Annotated in this window: 14 protein-coding genes; 7 read left to right on the forward strand and 7 right to left on the reverse strand. The window is 74.8% G+C overall.

Annotated elements, in window-relative coordinates:
• A partial coding sequence (locus tag B0E53_RS22920; protein WP_146167735.1) for an HAD-IC family P-type ATPase occupies window positions 1–2,921 on the reverse strand: 2,921 nt, incomplete at its 3' end.
• A gap of 276 nt (window positions 2,922–3,197) precedes the next feature.
• Here B0E53_RS22920 and B0E53_RS22925 point away from each other — a divergent pair.
• The 4 genes from B0E53_RS22925 (at window position 3,198) to B0E53_RS22940 (ending at window position 5,877) form a co-directional block, all read left to right on the forward strand.
• Window positions 3,198–3,458 (forward strand): hypothetical protein, encoded by a 261-nt coding sequence (locus B0E53_RS22925; RefSeq protein ID WP_210406181.1) that lies wholly within the window; start codon window positions 3,198–3,200, stop codon window positions 3,456–3,458.
• 55 nt (window positions 3,459–3,513) lie between these two features.
• The gene (locus tag B0E53_RS22930) at window positions 3,514–4,896 is read left to right on the forward strand and encodes an MFS transporter (RefSeq protein ID WP_107077949.1); all 1,383 of its coding nucleotides are present in this window, start codon (window positions 3,514–3,516) and stop codon (window positions 4,894–4,896) included.
• Between the two features lie 166 nt (window positions 4,897–5,062).
• Window positions 5,063–5,257 (forward strand): hypothetical protein, encoded by a 195-nt coding sequence (locus B0E53_RS22935; RefSeq protein WP_107077950.1) that lies wholly within the window; start codon window positions 5,063–5,065, stop codon window positions 5,255–5,257.
• A 71-nt stretch (window positions 5,258–5,328) separates the two neighbouring features.
• Window positions 5,329–5,877, forward strand: a complete 549-nt coding sequence (locus B0E53_RS22940) for a YbaK/EbsC family protein (protein ID WP_107077951.1) — start codon at window positions 5,329–5,331, stop codon at window positions 5,875–5,877.
• Between the two features lie 36 nt (window positions 5,878–5,913).
• Here B0E53_RS22940 and B0E53_RS22945 read toward each other — a convergent pair whose 3' ends face one another.
• From B0E53_RS22945 to B0E53_RS22960, 4 genes are all read right to left on the reverse strand, one after another.
• Window positions 5,914–6,546 carry a DsbA family oxidoreductase gene (locus B0E53_RS22945; protein ID WP_107077958.1) on the reverse strand — a complete coding sequence of 211 codons (633 nt, stop codon included), beginning with the start codon at window positions 6,544–6,546 and terminating at the stop codon, window positions 5,914–5,916.
• Between the two features lie 20 nt (window positions 6,547–6,566).
• Window positions 6,567–6,992, reverse strand: coding sequence for a SufE family protein (locus B0E53_RS22950; RefSeq protein WP_107077952.1), 426 nt, complete (start codon window positions 6,990–6,992; stop codon window positions 6,567–6,569).
• Window positions 6,993–7,062: 70 nt separating this feature from the next.
• Window positions 7,063–7,482: a CBS domain-containing protein gene (locus B0E53_RS22955; RefSeq protein ID WP_107077953.1), complete on the reverse strand. Its 420-nt coding sequence runs from the start codon at window positions 7,480–7,482 to the stop codon at window positions 7,063–7,065.
• Between the two features lie 55 nt (window positions 7,483–7,537).
• Window positions 7,538–9,307 (reverse strand): proline--tRNA ligase, encoded by a 1,770-nt coding sequence (locus B0E53_RS22960; protein ID WP_107077954.1) that lies wholly within the window; start codon window positions 9,305–9,307, stop codon window positions 7,538–7,540.
• Between the two features lie 92 nt (window positions 9,308–9,399).
• Here B0E53_RS22960 and B0E53_RS22965 point away from each other — a divergent pair, with 92 nt between their 5' ends.
• Entirely contained in the window at window positions 9,400–9,774 is a 375-nt protein-coding gene (locus tag B0E53_RS22965; RefSeq protein ID WP_107077955.1) for a VOC family protein, read from the forward strand.
• Window positions 9,775–9,936: 162 nt separating this feature from the next.
• Here the strand turns inward: B0E53_RS22965 and B0E53_RS22970 are convergent, their stop codons facing one another.
• Together B0E53_RS22970 and B0E53_RS22975 are read right to left on the reverse strand one after the other, a co-directional pair.
• Window positions 9,937–11,322 (reverse strand): PQQ-binding-like beta-propeller repeat protein, encoded by a 1,386-nt coding sequence (locus tag B0E53_RS22970; RefSeq protein ID WP_281492894.1) that lies wholly within the window; start codon window positions 11,320–11,322, stop codon window positions 9,937–9,939.
• A gap of 205 nt (window positions 11,323–11,527) precedes the next feature.
• On the reverse strand, window positions 11,528–13,072 hold the full coding sequence (locus B0E53_RS22975; RefSeq protein WP_107077960.1) for a hypothetical protein: 1,545 nt from the start codon (window positions 13,070–13,072) through the stop codon (window positions 11,528–11,530).
• A 263-nt stretch (window positions 13,073–13,335) separates the two neighbouring features.
• On the opposite strand from B0E53_RS22975, the gene B0E53_RS22980 reads away from it, so the two are divergent.
• Together B0E53_RS22980 and B0E53_RS22985 are read left to right on the forward strand one after the other, a co-directional pair.
• A complete protein-coding gene (locus B0E53_RS22980; protein ID WP_107077956.1) occupies window positions 13,336–14,106 on the forward strand; it encodes an SGNH/GDSL hydrolase family protein in 771 nt (256 codons plus the stop codon).
• Between the two features lie 2 nt (window positions 14,107–14,108).
• The coding region (locus B0E53_RS22985) for a hypothetical protein (protein ID WP_107077957.1) at window positions 14,109–14,436 on the forward strand (328 nt) is incomplete at its 3' end.

A 14,436-nucleotide genomic window follows, 5' to 3' on the forward strand; every position in this document is an offset into this window, starting at 1 on the left:
GTCTTGTCGAAGCAGAGTACGTCGACCCGGCCCAGCGCCTCGATGGTCCGCGGGTTGCGGACCAGCGCGCCGTGCTCGGCCAGCCGCCGCGCCGCCGCCAGCTGCGCGGCGCTGACCAGGAACGGCAGCCCCTCCGGCACCGAGGCCACGGCCAGGTTCGCGGCGGTCGCCGCCGTCTCCGCCAGGGGTACGCCCCGGAGCAGCCCCGCCCCGGCCACCGCGATCGCCGAGCCCGCGGCGAGCGGCACGGCGGCGCTGGTCAGCTTCCCGAGCCGGCTCTCCACCCCGCTGGCCGGGGGCGCCTCCCGGGCCAGGGCGAGGCTCCGCCCCGCCTCGGTCTCCTGGCCGGTGGCCACCACCACGGCGGTGCCGTGGCCGGCGGCGACCGTGGTGCCCTCGTAGAGCATCGAGTGCCGGTCGGCGACCGCCGCGGCCACCACCGGCTCGGCGGTCTTGCCCACCGGCAGCGACTCGCCGGTCAGCGACGACTCGTCGGCCTCCAGCCCGTCGCTGGTCAGCACCCGGCAGTCGGCCGGGATGGCGTCGCCCGGCCCCACCGCGACCACGTCGCCGGCCACCAGTTCCTCCGCGGCCACCACCTGCTCCGCGCCGTCGCGCAGCACCCGGGCGGTCACCGCCGAGCGGGACAGCAGCTCGGCCAGCGAACGCTCGGTGTTGTGCTGGTGCACCGCGCCGATCAGCGCCGAGCCGCCCACCACCCCGCCGACCAGCGCGGCGTCGACCAGCGAGCCGAACGTGGCGGAGAGCACCGCCCCGGCGGCGAGCACCGGGGTGAGCGGGTTCGACAGCTCGTCCACGAACGCGCGGAGCAGCCCGGGTGGGCCGTGCCCGTCCCCGGTCACGGCACGCCGGCGGCGGGCCGCCTCCTCGCCGGTCAACCCATCGGGGTGCGTACCGAGCTGGTCGAGGACGATCTCCACCGGCATCAGGTGCCAGGCGGTGAGCGCGGGCGCCGGCGTACGGGTCCGGTCGGGCAGCCGCCGGGCCCGCCAGACGCCGTGCGCGAAGGCGAGGGCGGCGGCCCCGTTCACCGCCGCGAGGGCCCGGCCGGGCAGCCGCTCCCGGTCGGCGGTGAACGCACCGAGCGCTCCCAGCCCGGTGCCGGCCATCGAGATCCGGATGTTCTGCCCGGTCATCCGCCGGGCCACCCCGGTCGCGTCGATGAGCAGGGCGGGAATCCGCAGGTCGTCGCCGACCAGCAGGTGCGCGCCCCAGGGCGGCAGGTCCTCCGGGGCGGACACCCCCAACCCGCAGTCGGCGGCCCCGAGCGCGGCCCGGTCACCGGAGACCACCGTCACCACCGCGCCCTCGCGTTGCAGGTCACGGACCGAGTCGGCGAGCCGGGGACCGCCGGGCACGAGGGCGTCGGCGAAGTCGTACCGGCCGTCGTCGTCCCCGGCGACCACGAGCCGCAGGCCGGCCTGGCGCGCGGCGGTCGCCAGGGCGTCCACCCCCGGGACGGGCTCCGGTTCGACCCGCAGCACGGCGGCGAGCCGGCCGCCCTCGGCCAGCCCGAGCAGCCGGCCGCCGTCCGCGCGCAGCCGCGCGCTGTCCGGGGTGTCCCCCGGGTCCGTCACGTCCATCCGGTCCAGCGGGCCGAGCCGCCAGCCGTCGGAGTTCCGGACGGCGTCCGGGGCGGCCGGGTCGAACAGGGCGAACGACCGGGCGGCCACCTGGCCGGTGTCCGTACCGGCCAGCGGTGCCAGGTCGGCCAGCACGCCCCGGTCGGAGCCGAGCACCGCGGCGTCCAGCAGCACCGTGTCGATCCGGTCCAGCTCGCGCAGCACGCTGCGGTCCATGACGATCACGCCCCGCCGGGCGAGCATCCGGCCGAGCTGCGCGGCGTACCCCTCGCGGCCACTGCCCGGGGCCTTGGGCAGCGACGACAGGGCCAGCGCGGCGGCCCGCTTCCCCCCGGCCACCGGCACCGCGGCGGCCCCGGCCGCCGCACCCGCGGCCAGCATACGGCTCACGTAGCGCTCGGCCGCGCCGTCCGGAACCGGGCAGGGCCGCTCGCCGTCCGGTACCCGGGCGACCGCCCGGTCCGGGTCGCCGGTCAGCCTCGGCTCGGCCTTCGCCCAGGCGGTGAGCTGGGCCCGCGCCTCACCCCACTGCACCACCCGCTGCGCGCCGTCGAGCACGATGCCGGTCCAGCCGCCGCTGAGCCCCTGGGCGACCGCCTCGGCGAGCGGGAAGAGCACGTCGGCGCGGGGGTCGGCGCGCAGCCCCCGGTCGGCGAGTGCGTGCAGCTTCGGGTGCAGGTCGACCGCGGCGAGGAAGCCGGCCACCTCGCCGGGGACCGGGGTGAACGGCAGGATCCGGGTGGCCGCCGAGATGGTCAGGCCCAGCGCGTCCGAGACCAGCGCGCCCAGGGTGCGGGGGGTGCGCGGGCCCTCCTCGGGCGGATGCGGCGGCGGGATCTCCGGGTCCGGCTCGTGCGGGCACACCCGCTCGGTCCGCGCCACGGTGGCGATCAGGTCGCGCAGCTTCGGCTTCGGCTCCTCGACCGCCACGACCACCCGGCCCGACGGCGCGTTGACCCGGGCCCAGGCCACCCCGGGCAGGGCCTCCAGCGCCGCCTCCACCTGCCGGGCCAGCCGGTCCCCGCCGTCCTGGCAGACGCCGTGCACCTCGATGTGGTGCCGGCCGTCACGGGACCAGACCCGGCGCCGGGTCAGCCCGGCGAGCCGGGCCAGCCGGGTCGCGGCCGCGCCCACGCTTCCCGCCGCCTCGGCGACGCTGCCGGGCACGGCGTTCCGGGCCGTGCCGGGCAGGGCGGATCCGACGGTACGGGCGGTGTCCGGCACGGCGGTGGCGACGCTGCGCGCGACCCGGGCCACGGCGTCCGGCACGGCGACCGGCGACAGGAGGAGGCCGGCGACGCGGCCCAGCGAGGTCATCGAGGCGTACGGCCGGGCTGCCGGCCCCGCTCCCCGGTACTCCCGCCGTCCCGCGACGGCTTCAGGTCGGGGCGCGTAACACGTGCCGAGCTGAAGTCGTCGTAGCCGTACGCCATCTCGCCTCCCGCGGCCTCGTCCCGGCGGCCCGACTTCCCGGCGCGGCGTCCGTTATGCCCCTCGGGCGGGGGAAGTTTCCGCACTGCCCGGGGCATGGACGGGCAGGCCGGTGGAATGCCGCTCGAACAGCGATGTCGTCGTCGGAACCGGGAGGCGCCAATGAGCACGCTGACACGAAACCTCAGCGGGTCGCGGGAGATGATGAAGACGTACTGCCGGCGGGTGGAGATCCCGGTGCTGGGCGAGGTGGCGGTGCCCCCGCCGGACAAGCTGGCCTACTACGCGGGGCTGGGCGTGCTGGCCGCGCTCCAGGTCATCGAGTGGCCGCTGGCCCTGGTCGTCACCGCCGGGCACCTGCTGGCCGACCAGCACTACTCAAGGCTGGTGAAGGGCGTGGGCGAGGCGCTGGAATCGGCCTGACGAGACGGGGCTCACCGTTGACCTCAATCCCGGTTGAGGGCCGAGGCTTGACCTCATGTCGACCGCCACCGCCGTACCGCCGGCCCCGCCCGCACACCTCTGGTCGCCGCGGCTGCGGGCGATGACCGTGGGCAGCGTCGCCCTGGTGTCGCTGCTCGCCTTCGAGGCCCTCGCGGTGGGCACCGCGATGCCCACGGTCGCCCGCATTCTGGACGGGCTCGGCCTCTACGCACTCGCCTTCGGCGGCCCGTTCGCCTCCGGGGTGGTGGCCATGGTCGCCTCCGGCATCTGGTGCGACGCGCGGGGCCCACGCCCCGCCATGTGGCACGGCGTGGCCTGGTTCGTGGCGGGCCTGGTGGTGGCCGGCGCCGCGCCCACCATGGAGGTACTGGTCGTCGGGCGGGTCGTGCAGGGCTTCGGCTCGGGCCTGCTCTCCGTGGCGCTCTACGTGATCGTCGCGCAGGCGTACCCGGAGGAGCTGCGGCGGCGGGTGTTCGCCGCGTTCGCCGCCGCCTGGGTGGTCCCGTCGCTGGTCGGTCCGGCCGTGGCCGGGCTGATCGTCGAGCACCTGGGCTGGCGCTGGGTGTTCCTCGCGGTGCCGGCCGTCGCGGTGCCGGCGGTGCTGCTGATCCAGCCGGGGCTGCGGGCGTTGGGGGCGACCGCCCCGACCCGGCCGCCGGCCGGCGCGCTGGCCCGGATCGGCTGGGCCTGCGGGGCGGGGGCGAGCGCCGCACTGCTGCACTACGGGGGGCAGCAGCGCGGCGCGCTCGCCGCCGGGCTGATCGGCGCCGCGCTGGTCGGGCTGCTGGCCTGCGTGCCGCGGCTGCTGCCCGCCGGGTTCCTGCGGGCCGCGCGCGGCCTGCCGACCGTGATCGGGCTGCGTGGCCTGGCCTCGGCGGCGTTCGCCGGGGCCGAGGTGGTGATCCCGCTGATGCTGTCCCGGGAGCGGGGCTTCTCGCCGACGGCGGCCGGGCTGGTGCTGACGGTCGGCGCGCTTTCCTGGTCGGTGGGCTCCTGGATCCAGGGCCGGATCGCCACGCCGCGGTCCGCCGCCACCCTGCCCCGGGCCGGGCTGACCTGCATCGCCGTCGGCACGGCCGGCGTCGCGCTGGCCCTCCTGCCGGCCCTGCCGGTGGGGCTCGCGGTGCTGGCCTGGGCGGTCGCCGGACTCGGCATGGGGCTGCTCTACCCGTCCCTGTCGGTGCTCACCCTGGACCTGTCCGCCCCCGCCGAGCAGGGCCGGAACAGCTCGGCGCTGCAACTGGGCGACTCGCTCTCCGCCGCCACCGTGCTGGCGCTGACCGGGGCGGTGCTGGCCGCCGGGTCGGCGCCCGGCCGGGCGAGCTACGCGACCACCCTGGCCGTGGCGGCCGGCTGCGGGCTGCTCGGCGTGCTGCTCGCCGGGCGTGTGGTGCGCCGGCCCGCCGCGACCGCCTGACCACCGGATCCGCCCGCGCCACCCCGGCCCGGGACGCAGGATCGGGCTCACCACCACCGCCACCCGGCCGGTACCCGCACCTGGGCCGACCACCTGGCCGACACGTACGGGGGAACCGGCCGGAGATGAAACCTTCTGCGGTTCCGGGCCGCCCTACCGTGGCCGCATGTTGGTCTTCGTCACCACCGTGATCCTGTACGTCTTCGGCTTCGTCTTCCTCTACGGCGTGATCCGGCTCGGGGTCCGGCACGGCATCGAGGATGTGGAAACCCATCGCGCGCAGCAGCTGCGGGCCGAGGAGTTGGCGGCCCACCAGGACCGCACGTTCGCCCGCGAGAACGCCTTCCTCACCGGCAGCTGACGTCCGGCATACGGGCCGGTCGGGACGTCGGCGAGCGGTGCCGCCCGGGGGGTGCGAGGATCGCACCCGTGATGGGGACGCTGAAGACCGAGCCCGCCCGGACCCGCCTGGATCTGCTGGCGGCGCCGGTCGCCGCGGCGATCGAGCGGTGGCCGGACGAGGCTCCGGTGGACGTGGACGACGTGCTGGTCGCTCCGATCGACGCCGAGCTGGCCGACACGGCGGCGTTCTGCGCGGCGTACGAGGTGGGGCTGGAGGAGTCGGCCAACTGCGTGGTGGTCGCCGGCAAGCGGGGCGGCGAGACCCGGTACGCGGCCTGCATGGTGCTCGCCACCACCCGGGCCGACGTGAACGGCGTGGTTCGCCGGCTGCTCGACGTGCGCAAGGCGAGCTTCGCGCCGATGGCCGACGCGGTGGAGCTGACCGGGATGGAGTACGGCGGGATCACCCCGATCGGGCTCCCCGAGGACTGGCCGATCCTGGTCGACTCGCGGGTGATCGCCATGCCGCACGTGATCATCGGATCCGGCGTGCGGCACAGCAAGATCGCGTTGCCCGGGCCGGCGCTGGGCGCCCTGCCCGGGGCAACGGTGGTGGAGGACCTGGCCCGACCCGCCTAGGCCATCACTCGCATCGATCTTGTTCCACGTGAAACATCACGCGGCAGCCTCGCGCTGCGCCACCTCGTGCAGGGCGGCGAGCAGGGCCTCCGGCTCCTGGGCGCCGGTCACGGCGTACTTCCCGGCCAGCACGAAGGTCGGCACGCTGGAGACGCCGAGCTGGTGCGCGGCGCTCAGGTCCGCGGCCACCTCCCGGCGGCCGAGGTTCGACCGCAGGTACTCCCGGGCCTCGTTCTCGTCCAGGCCGACCTCGGCGGCGAGCTCGACCAGCGCGTCGGTCGACCCGATGTCGATCCCGTCCTGGAAGTGCGCCCGGTAGAGCCGCTCGACCAGTTCGGCGGCCCGGCCCCGCTCGGTCGCGAACCGGACCAGCCGGTGCGCCTCGAAGGTGTTCGCGGCCACCGCCCGGTCGAAGTGCATGTCGATCCCCGCCCCCTTGGCGACCTGGGTGACGTGGGCGGCCATGCCCTCGGCCTTGTCGCGACCGCCGAACTTCGCGCCCAGCGCCTCGATGAGCGGCTTGGGCTCGGTCACCGGCGTCGGGTCGAGCTGGAACGGCCGGAACCGCACGGTCACCTCGCCGTCGTAGCTCGCCAGGGCCTGCTCCAGGCGGCGCTTGCCGATCCAGCACCAGGGGCAGACCACGTCAGCGTAGATCTCGATCTCCATGACCAGCGACAACCCGTCGATCAGGAGATCTGTTCCCGGACCTGGCGCTTCAGTCGGGCCAGGATGGCCGTGCCGCCGCGTACCCGCAGCGGGCTGATCGCCTGGGCCAGGCCCATCCGCTGGTAGAGGTCGTCCGGCACGGCCAGCACCTCCTCGGCGCTGGCCCCCGCCAGCCCTTCGGCGAGGATGCCGGCGAACGCCCGGGTGGTCGGCGCCTCCGGCGGGCAGTCGAAGATGGTGCTCACCGTCTTGTCCGGGTTGACCTCGGCGCGCAGGAAGAACGCGGTCTGGCACTCCGGGACCTGCTCCAGGTCCTCCCGGTCCACCCCCTCGGGCAGCGGCGGGATCACGTCGGAGAACTCCAGCAGCATCTCCAGCACCACGTCGCGTGGGGCGGCGGCGAACTCGTCGACGATCTCGGCCAGTTTGCTCGGCATCTCGGACATGACCGCCAGGCTACCGCCGGGTGACCCGACGCCCTCCGGCGTCGGCCGGGAGAGCACCGGGTCGGGCGGATCACAGGTTCGGGGCGGCCTCGCTGATGTCGCTCAGCGCGGAGTTCGGGTCGAGCTGCATGGCCAGGTCGCCGAGGGAGACGATGCCCACCAGCTTGCGCTCGTTGTCGCAGACCAGCACCCGCCGGATGTTGCGCTCGCGCATCAGCGCGGCCGCCTCGCCCGCGGTGCAGTGCTGCTCGATCATCACCACCTCGCGGGTGATGATCGAACCGATCGTGGTGCTCGCCGGGTCGGCCCGCTCGGCCACCGCCCGGACCACGATGTCGCGGTCGGTCAGCATGCCGGCGAGGGTGGCCCCGTCGGTGACCACCACATCGCCGATGTCGGACTCCTTCATCACCCTGGCCGCCTCGTCCAGGGGAGTCTCCGCGGGCAGGTAGACCACCTGCTTGGTCATCACGTCACTGACCCGGTACATGAGAGCCTCCGAAACACCTCGGTCGATCCGTCTGCGGTACCCCGTGCCGCGTCCGCTACACCCCGTCGCGGCGCGCCCCGCGCGCCTCGTCGAGCAGGCGCTCGACCAGGCCGTTCACCGGCAGCTCGATCCGCTCGCCGGAGGCCCGGTCGCGCAGCTCGACGTACCCCTCGGCCAGCCGGCGGCCGACCACGACGGCGCGCGGGATGCCGATCAGCTCGGCGTCGGTGAACTTCACCCCGGCCGAGACGTGGGTGCGGTCGTCGACCAGCACCCGCAGGCCGGCCGCGGAGAGGCGCCCGCCGAGTTCCAGCGCCGCGTCGAGCTGCGGACCCTTTCCGGCCGCCACCAGGTGTACGTCGCACGGCGCGACCTCGGCCGGCCACACCAGCCCCCGGTCGTCGTGGTGCTGCTCGGCCACCGACGCGACGGCCCGTGAGACGCCGATGCCGTAGCAGCCCATGGTGGGCCGGACCGGCTTGCCCTCCGGACCGAGCACGTCGACCGCGAAGGCGTCGGTGAACCGGCGGCCGAGCTGGAAGAGGTGCCCCACCTCGATGCCCCGCCGCATGGTCAGCTCGCCGTCCCCGCAGGCCGGGCAGGGGTCGCCCGGGCGCACCTCGGCCGCCTCGATGGTGCCGTCCGGCACGAAGTCCCGCCCGCACACCACGTCGGTGGCGTGCCGGCCCGGCTCGTTCGCCCCAGTCAACCAGGTGGTGCCGGTGACCACCCGGGGGTCGACCAGGTAGCGGACCTCGTGCTTGGCCAGGATCTGCGGCCCGAGGTAGCCGCGGACCAGCTCCGGATGCGCCGCCCAGTCCTCGAAGACCGCCACGGTGGCCGGGTGCAGCGCCGCCTCGACCCGCTTCAGGTCCACCTCGCGGTCCCCCGGCAGGCCGATCACCAGCAGCTCCGCCTGCTCGGCGCCGGGCCGGCGCACGGCCAGCGCGACGTTCTTCAGGGTGTCGGCGGCGGTCCAGCCGGTCCGGCCGGCGAGCGCGCGGGCGTTGGCCAGGTCGACCAGGGAAGCGATGGTCGGCGTCTCCGGGGTGTCGTGCACCTCTGTCGCCGGGTGCGCGTCCGGGTCGCCGGCCGCCGGCGCACGGGTCACCACGGCTTCGGTGTTGGCGGCGTAGTCGCAGGTGGTGCAGCCGACGTAGGTGTCCTCGCCGACCGGCGTGGCGGCCAGGAACTCCTCGGACGCCGAGCCGCCCATCGCCCCGGACATCGCGTGCACCACGGTGAAGTCCAGCCCGAGCCGCGTGAAGATCCTCTGGTAGGCGTCGCGGTGCCGGTCGTAGGCGGCCTGGAGCCCCGCCTCGTCCAGGTCGAACGAGTAGGCGTCCTTCATGAGGAACTCGCGCCCGCGCAGCAGCCCGGCCCGGGGCCGGGCCTCGTCCCGGAACTTCGTCTGGATCTGGAAGAGCGTCACCGGGAAGTCCCGGTACGAGCTGAACAGATCCTTCACCAGCAGCGCGGCCATCTCCTCGTGGGTCGGGGCGAGCAGGTGCTCGGCGCCCTTCCGGTCCGCGAGGGTGAAGATGTCGTCGCCGTACTCCGTCCACCGCCCGCTGGCCCGGTACGGCTCGGCCGGCAGCAGCGCCGGGAAGTGCACCTCCTGGTCACCGATCGCCGCCATCTCGGCGCGGACGATCTCGGTGACCCGGTCCAGCACCAACTTGCCGAGCGGCAGCCAGGTGTAGCCGCCCGGGGCGGCGCGGCGTACGTAGCCGGCGCGGAGCAGGAGCCGGTGGCTCGGCACCTCGGCGTCGGCCGGGTCCTCGCGCAGGGTCCGGAGCAGCAGGGTCGACATGCGCAGCAGCATTGCCGCAGCGTACGGCGGACCGGGCCGGCGGGCGATCCGATTCGCCACTGTCCGGGGTGGAGGACGCCGCCGTGTGGGGGTAGGAGAAGGACATGGCTGAGGGACCGCGGTTCAGGATGACGGCGACCGTGCTGGACGCGCCCGACGCGCGGGAACTCGCCGGGTTCTACGAACGGCTGCTGGGGTGGTCGCGCCGGGAGGACGAGCCGGACTGGGTCACCCTGGTCGCGCCCGACGGCGGTGCCGGGCTGTCGTTCCAGACCGAGCCGGCGTACGTGCGGCCGGCCTGGCCCGCCGGCCCGGGCGAGCCGCGGATGATGGCGCACCTCGACATCCAGGTCGACGACCTCGACGCGGCCTCGGCGTACGCGGTGTCCGTGGGGGCCACGGTGGCGGACTTCCAGCCCCAGGACGACGTGCGCGTCCACCTCGACCCGGCCGGCCACCCGTTCTGCCTGTACCTCTGAACCGCACCGGTCGCGCCGTGGCCGCTGTGGGTGCGTCTGTTGCTGCCCCAACGACGACAACCGCACCCAGAGACTGTCAGCGGCGCTTGGCGTGGGTGATGAAGGCGCGCCAGGTGTGATCAGGTTCGACGGAGAGGGGCGGTCCACTGGACCGCCCTTCCCTCAGCGCAGAACGGTGATCGCCCGGTCGGCCACGACGTGCTTCCAGGGCACGATCACCACGACGCCGTCCCGCTCCATGACCTTGGCCTCCTCGCCCTCGAAGCCGGCCGAGAGTGGCCCCTTCGCCACCGGGCTGACCTTGCCGGTGGCGGGGTCGATCCGGACCAGCCGCGGCGGCAGCTTCCGCCGGTCGCCGGTCTCCCAGGCCAGCAGGCCCTGCTCGTCCCGGCGGATGAGCTCGACCTTGCTGGCGCTGTGCCCGGACGAGATCCAGCGCCGCTTCCCCGTGGCCAGGTCGATGGCGATGATCTGGTTGGCCGACCGGCCCGAGTCCGGCACGTTCTTCGGGAACGTCGGGTAGTAGAGCGTGTCGTCGTCGGCGAGGAACTGGTAGACGGCCGGGCCGTCGATCGCGTTGGACCGGTTCGGCGGCACGTCCCAGAGTTCGGTGCCGTCGATCGGGTCGGTGAACGAGCCGGTCTGCCGGCCGGTCCTCGGATCCCGCACCGTGTAGCTCTCGTGCCCCAGCCCGGGCAGGCTGATCAGCGGCTGCACGCTCAGCACACCGTCGGTGACCTTCGTCTCGGGTAGCCGCTGCCGCCAGCGCACCTTGCCGGTCGCCGGGTCGACGCCGTCGACCTCACCGCCGATCGAGCAGCCGTAGGTGATCACGACCAGGTCGCCGGCGGCCCGCATGTCCTTGAATCCGCAGTCCCGGCCGGGCAGCAGCTTCTCCGCGGTGGTGCGCCACAACTGCTTTCCGTCGGCGAGGGAAAACCCGATCATGGTGTCGCCGGAGCGGACGATCACCTGCTGGCCGGCGACTGAGAGATCCGGTGCGGCCAGCGCGTCCCGGCCCTCGCGGGCCAGCGCCGGGAACTTCGCCTGCCAGGTCAGCTTGCCGCTGGCCAGATCGAAGCCGGCGACCGTGTCGCAGGACTTGTCGGAGCCGGCCGCCACCGCGCCCCGGCCCTCGGTCACCGCCTGCGCCGCGACGCAGAGCGAGGTGCCGTCCGGCGCGGGGGCACCCCACGCCTGCCCGCCGTCGGAGAGCCGGTAGGCGAGCAGCCCGTCCCCCTGCGCCCGGACCACCGTGTCGCCGGCCAGCCAGGCGCCGAACATGTCCTGCTGGTCGTAGGTGGTGAGGCCGGTGTCCTGCCGCTCGGGGAAGTCCAGCACCCAGGCGGTCTTCAGTTCGTCGTCGTCGCCCGTGCCGCCGCCGACCAGCCGGGAGACTCCCCAGGCGGTGCCGGCGCCGACGGCCAGCACGGCCACCAGCCCAGCGGCGATCAGCAGCGCCAGGCGCCCGCGCCGCTTGCGGGCCGCCGGCGGCTGCGGCGCCGCCCCCGGCCAACCCTGCGGCGGGTACGCAGGCTGACCGGCCACCGGGTACACCGGTTGCCCAGCCTGCGGGGCCGGCGGCCAGCCCGGGTGCCCACCCTGCATCGGGGCCTGCGGCGGCTGTGGCCAGCCCGGCTGCGGACCCGGTGGCGCTCCTTCCGCCGGCGGGGCCACCGGCGGGACCTGCGCTCCGGGCTGCGGCTGCCAGGGGGACTGCGGGTTCGTCATCGTTCGCTCCTCGGGTTCCCGCTCACCGCGCCTGCGCCCGCACGTACGCCGCCCAGCCGGACTGGAACTGGGTCAGCGGGACGCCGAGCACCTGCTGGCTGGCCTGGTCGGCGGTGGCGCCCTGGTAGCGGGCGGTCACGAACTGGAAGAGCTTCTGCTCGCCGTACTTCTCCGCCAGGTGGGTCATCGCCGCGTGGCCGAGCCAGTAGTGGAAGCTGAGCCGCCGCGCCGAGGAGTCCCAGTCGACGTTGCTCGGCAGCGTGCCGTCCCAGTCGCCGGAGCGGACCAGCGACCGGGCCTGGGCGGTGCGGCCGCTGGAGCGCAGCGGCTCGCCCCGGTGGGCCAGGTACTCGGCGAAGCCCTCCATGATCCAGTTCTCGATGCCGTCGAAGAAGTCCTGCTTGTCGGCGTCCTCCAGGCTGGCGACCAGCGAGTGGCCCACCTCGTGCCGGAAGATCTCCCGAGGCCCCCGCTGGTCGCCGGGGGCGAAGAACGACCGGTCCGCCACGTCGACCACGATCCGGCTGCCACCGATGTCGACGCCCTTCTGCCGCTCGGTGGAGACCATGCCGATCGAGACGCCGGCCTCGGTGGTCTCCTCCTTGTTGATCCGGTAGAGCGAGCCGAGGTCCGGCTTCCCCTTCACCAGGCTGATGACGAAGCCCTTCGGGATGTTCGCGGTGACCCCGCCGGCCTGCCAGGCGGCGAAGTCGTCGGCCACCGCCGCCTCGGCGACCGGCGCGTACCGCTTCGCCTCGGGGGCCAGCGCCGCGTCGGTGATGACGAGGGTGTGCGCGGTGCGCTCGACGTGGATGTCGCCCCACTTGTCCCAGGGGCCGGGGTAGTAGACGGTCTTCGAGTTGCCCAGCGCGGCGGGTGCCCCGGTGACCGCGGTGACCTTGAGCGGCGCGCCCTGGCTCTCCCGGACGACGGTCCAGCGGTACCACTCGGCGACCGGCGTGAGGTCGTATCCCTCGAACTGGTGCACGAAGGACACGTCGAGCTGGAAGCTGACCCCGCGGCCGAAGCTGTCGCTGGTCCGGCCCTGCTGGGCGACGGTGCGGTACCGGCCGACCGCCAGTGGTAGCTTGCCGAGGTTGGTGAAGAGCCGGGTCTGCCCGGCGACCAGGTCCTTGCGGGCCGGGTCGAAGGGGGCCAGGTAGCCCTTCAGGTCCTTGTCGGCGAGGGCCTTGCTGTGCCGGGCCAGCAGGTCGTCCAACTCCTGCTGGGTGACGGTCACCCCGTTGGCCACGGCGGCGGCCCGGGGGGCCGCATCCTTTCCGCGGTTGTTCAGTCCGACACCCACGCCGATCGCCGTGCCGGCGCAGAGGGTCAGCACCAGCACCCCGGCGCCGAGCCCGATCCAGAGGCCGCGCCGGGACTTCGGCCGCGGTGGCGGGGCCGGCGGGTACGCCCCGAACCCCGGCTGCGCCGGCCCGCCCGGGTACGCCGCCGGCGGCCCGTAGCCGGGTGCGGCGGGAAAGCCCGGTGGTGCGGCCGGGTACGCCTGGCCCGGCGGGTGCGGCTGACCGTCGCCCGGGTGGGCGGCCGGGTGTCCCTGGGTCATGCGTGCCTCGTTCGCGCCGTCGGTGAGCAGCCGCAGCGGCGGGCGCCTCCCGCCCCTGGACCGGATGACGGGCAACATCATCCATAATCCGCCGGACGGTTTCTGCCCCGGATCCATCAAGCGGGACATTTGTCCCGATGACTCCGCTCACGCTCGCCGCCCCGATGACCTCCGCCACGTCCCGCGCGGGGGTCGGGCGGTGGGCGGCCGGTCGGTGCGAGACTGGCCGACGCAGCTCTGCGGGTCAGTCAGAGGGAGGCGCAGTGCGCTGGCGCAACTACGTGGCGGTGGGCGACAGCTTCACCGAGGGGATGGACGACGCGTATCCGGACGGCACCTACCGGGGCTGGGCCGACCTGGTCGCCACCCGGCTCGCCGCCGAGGCCGGCCCGGATTTCGGGTACGCCAACCTGGCCATCCGGGGCCGGCTGTTCCCGAACGTCGTGGCCGAGCAGGTGCCGGCCGCGCTGGCCATGAAGCCCGACCTGATCAGCTTCGCGGCCGGCGGCAACGACGTGCTGCGCCGTACCTTCGACCCGGACGCCTTCGTGCCGCGTTTCGACGCGGTGGTCGGCCGGCTGCGCTCCGGCGGCGCCGACGTGGTGCTGTTCCGGTTCGCCGACGTGATGGCCCGGCTGCCCGGGCAGCGGCTGGTGGCTCCCCGGGTGAGCCTGCTCAACCGGGTGGTCGGCGAGGTCGCCGAGCGGCACGGCGCCATCCTGGTCGACCTGTACGCCGACGACGCCTACCTCAACCCGATGCTCTGGAGCACCGACCGGCTGCACCTGTCGGCGGCCGGGCACCGGCGGGTGGCCGGGCAGGTGCTCACCGCGCTCGGCGTCGGCTGCGACGAGGAGTGGCTGATGGTGCCGCCGCACCCGGCCCCCACCCCCTGGCTGGCTGCCCGGGCGGCCGACCTGCGCTGGGCCGGCCAGCACCTGGCCCCGTGGATCAAGCGCCGGCTGACCGGCCGCTCCTCCGGCGACTTCGTCACCGCCAAGCGGCCGGTGCTCGGGCCGATCACCCTCGACTGACGGTGCGGACCCTGCACGCCGCGTCCCTGCTGCGGCTCACCCTCGACGGCGAGCCCCGGGCGGGTCACGCCGTCCTGGTGACCGGTGACCGGGTCGAGGCCGTCGCATTGCTGGACGAGCTGACCGGGGCGTACCCGGAGGTGCGGGTGCGGCGGTGGGCCGGCACCCTCGGGCCGGCGCTGGTGCACGACGGGCCGCTGCCGCCTGCGCCGACCCCGCGCGAGCGGGTGCACGCCCTGTTCCGGCTGGGAGCCGCCGCGGTGCTCGCCGACCACGTCACCGACCCGGCACTGCGGGCCGCCGCCGCGCGCAACGAGGTGGCGGTGCTCG

The sequence above is a fragment of the Micromonospora sp. MH33 genome, assembly GCF_003013775.1.
In the GTDB taxonomy this organism is placed as follows: Bacteria; Actinomycetota; Actinomycetes; order Mycobacteriales; family Micromonosporaceae; genus Micromonospora; species Micromonospora fulviviridis.

Bases quoted from the DNA above. Each gene is read 5' to 3' on its own strand.
- B0E53_RS22960 (WP_107077954.1), bottom strand. From the start codon at position 9,307: ATGCTGCTGCGCATGTCGACCCTGCTGCTCCGGACCCTGCGCGAGGAC.
- B0E53_RS22955 (WP_107077953.1), bottom strand. From the start codon at position 7,482: ATGTACCGGGTCAGTGACGTGATGACCAAGCAGGTGGTCTACCTGCCC.
- B0E53_RS22930 (WP_107077949.1), top strand. From the start codon at position 3,514: ATGTCGACCGCCACCGCCGTACCGCCGGCCCCGCCCGCACACCTCTGG.
- B0E53_RS22935 (WP_107077950.1), top strand. From the start codon at position 5,063: ATGTTGGTCTTCGTCACCACCGTGATCCTGTACGTCTTCGGCTTCGTC.
- B0E53_RS22965 (WP_107077955.1), top strand. From the start codon at position 9,400: ATGGCTGAGGGACCGCGGTTCAGGATGACGGCGACCGTGCTGGACGCG.
- B0E53_RS22950 (WP_107077952.1), bottom strand. From the start codon at position 6,992: ATGTCCGAGATGCCGAGCAAACTGGCCGAGATCGTCGACGAGTTCGCC.
- B0E53_RS22925 (WP_210406181.1), top strand. From the start codon at position 3,198: ATGAGCACGCTGACACGAAACCTCAGCGGGTCGCGGGAGATGATGAAG.
- B0E53_RS22945 (WP_107077958.1), bottom strand. From the start codon at position 6,546: ATGGAGATCGAGATCTACGCTGACGTGGTCTGCCCCTGGTGCTGGATC.
- B0E53_RS22940 (WP_107077951.1), top strand. From the start codon at position 5,329: ATGGGGACGCTGAAGACCGAGCCCGCCCGGACCCGCCTGGATCTGCTG.
- B0E53_RS22975 (WP_107077960.1), bottom strand. From the start codon at position 13,072: ATGACCCAGGGACACCCGGCCGCCCACCCGGGCGACGGTCAGCCGCAC.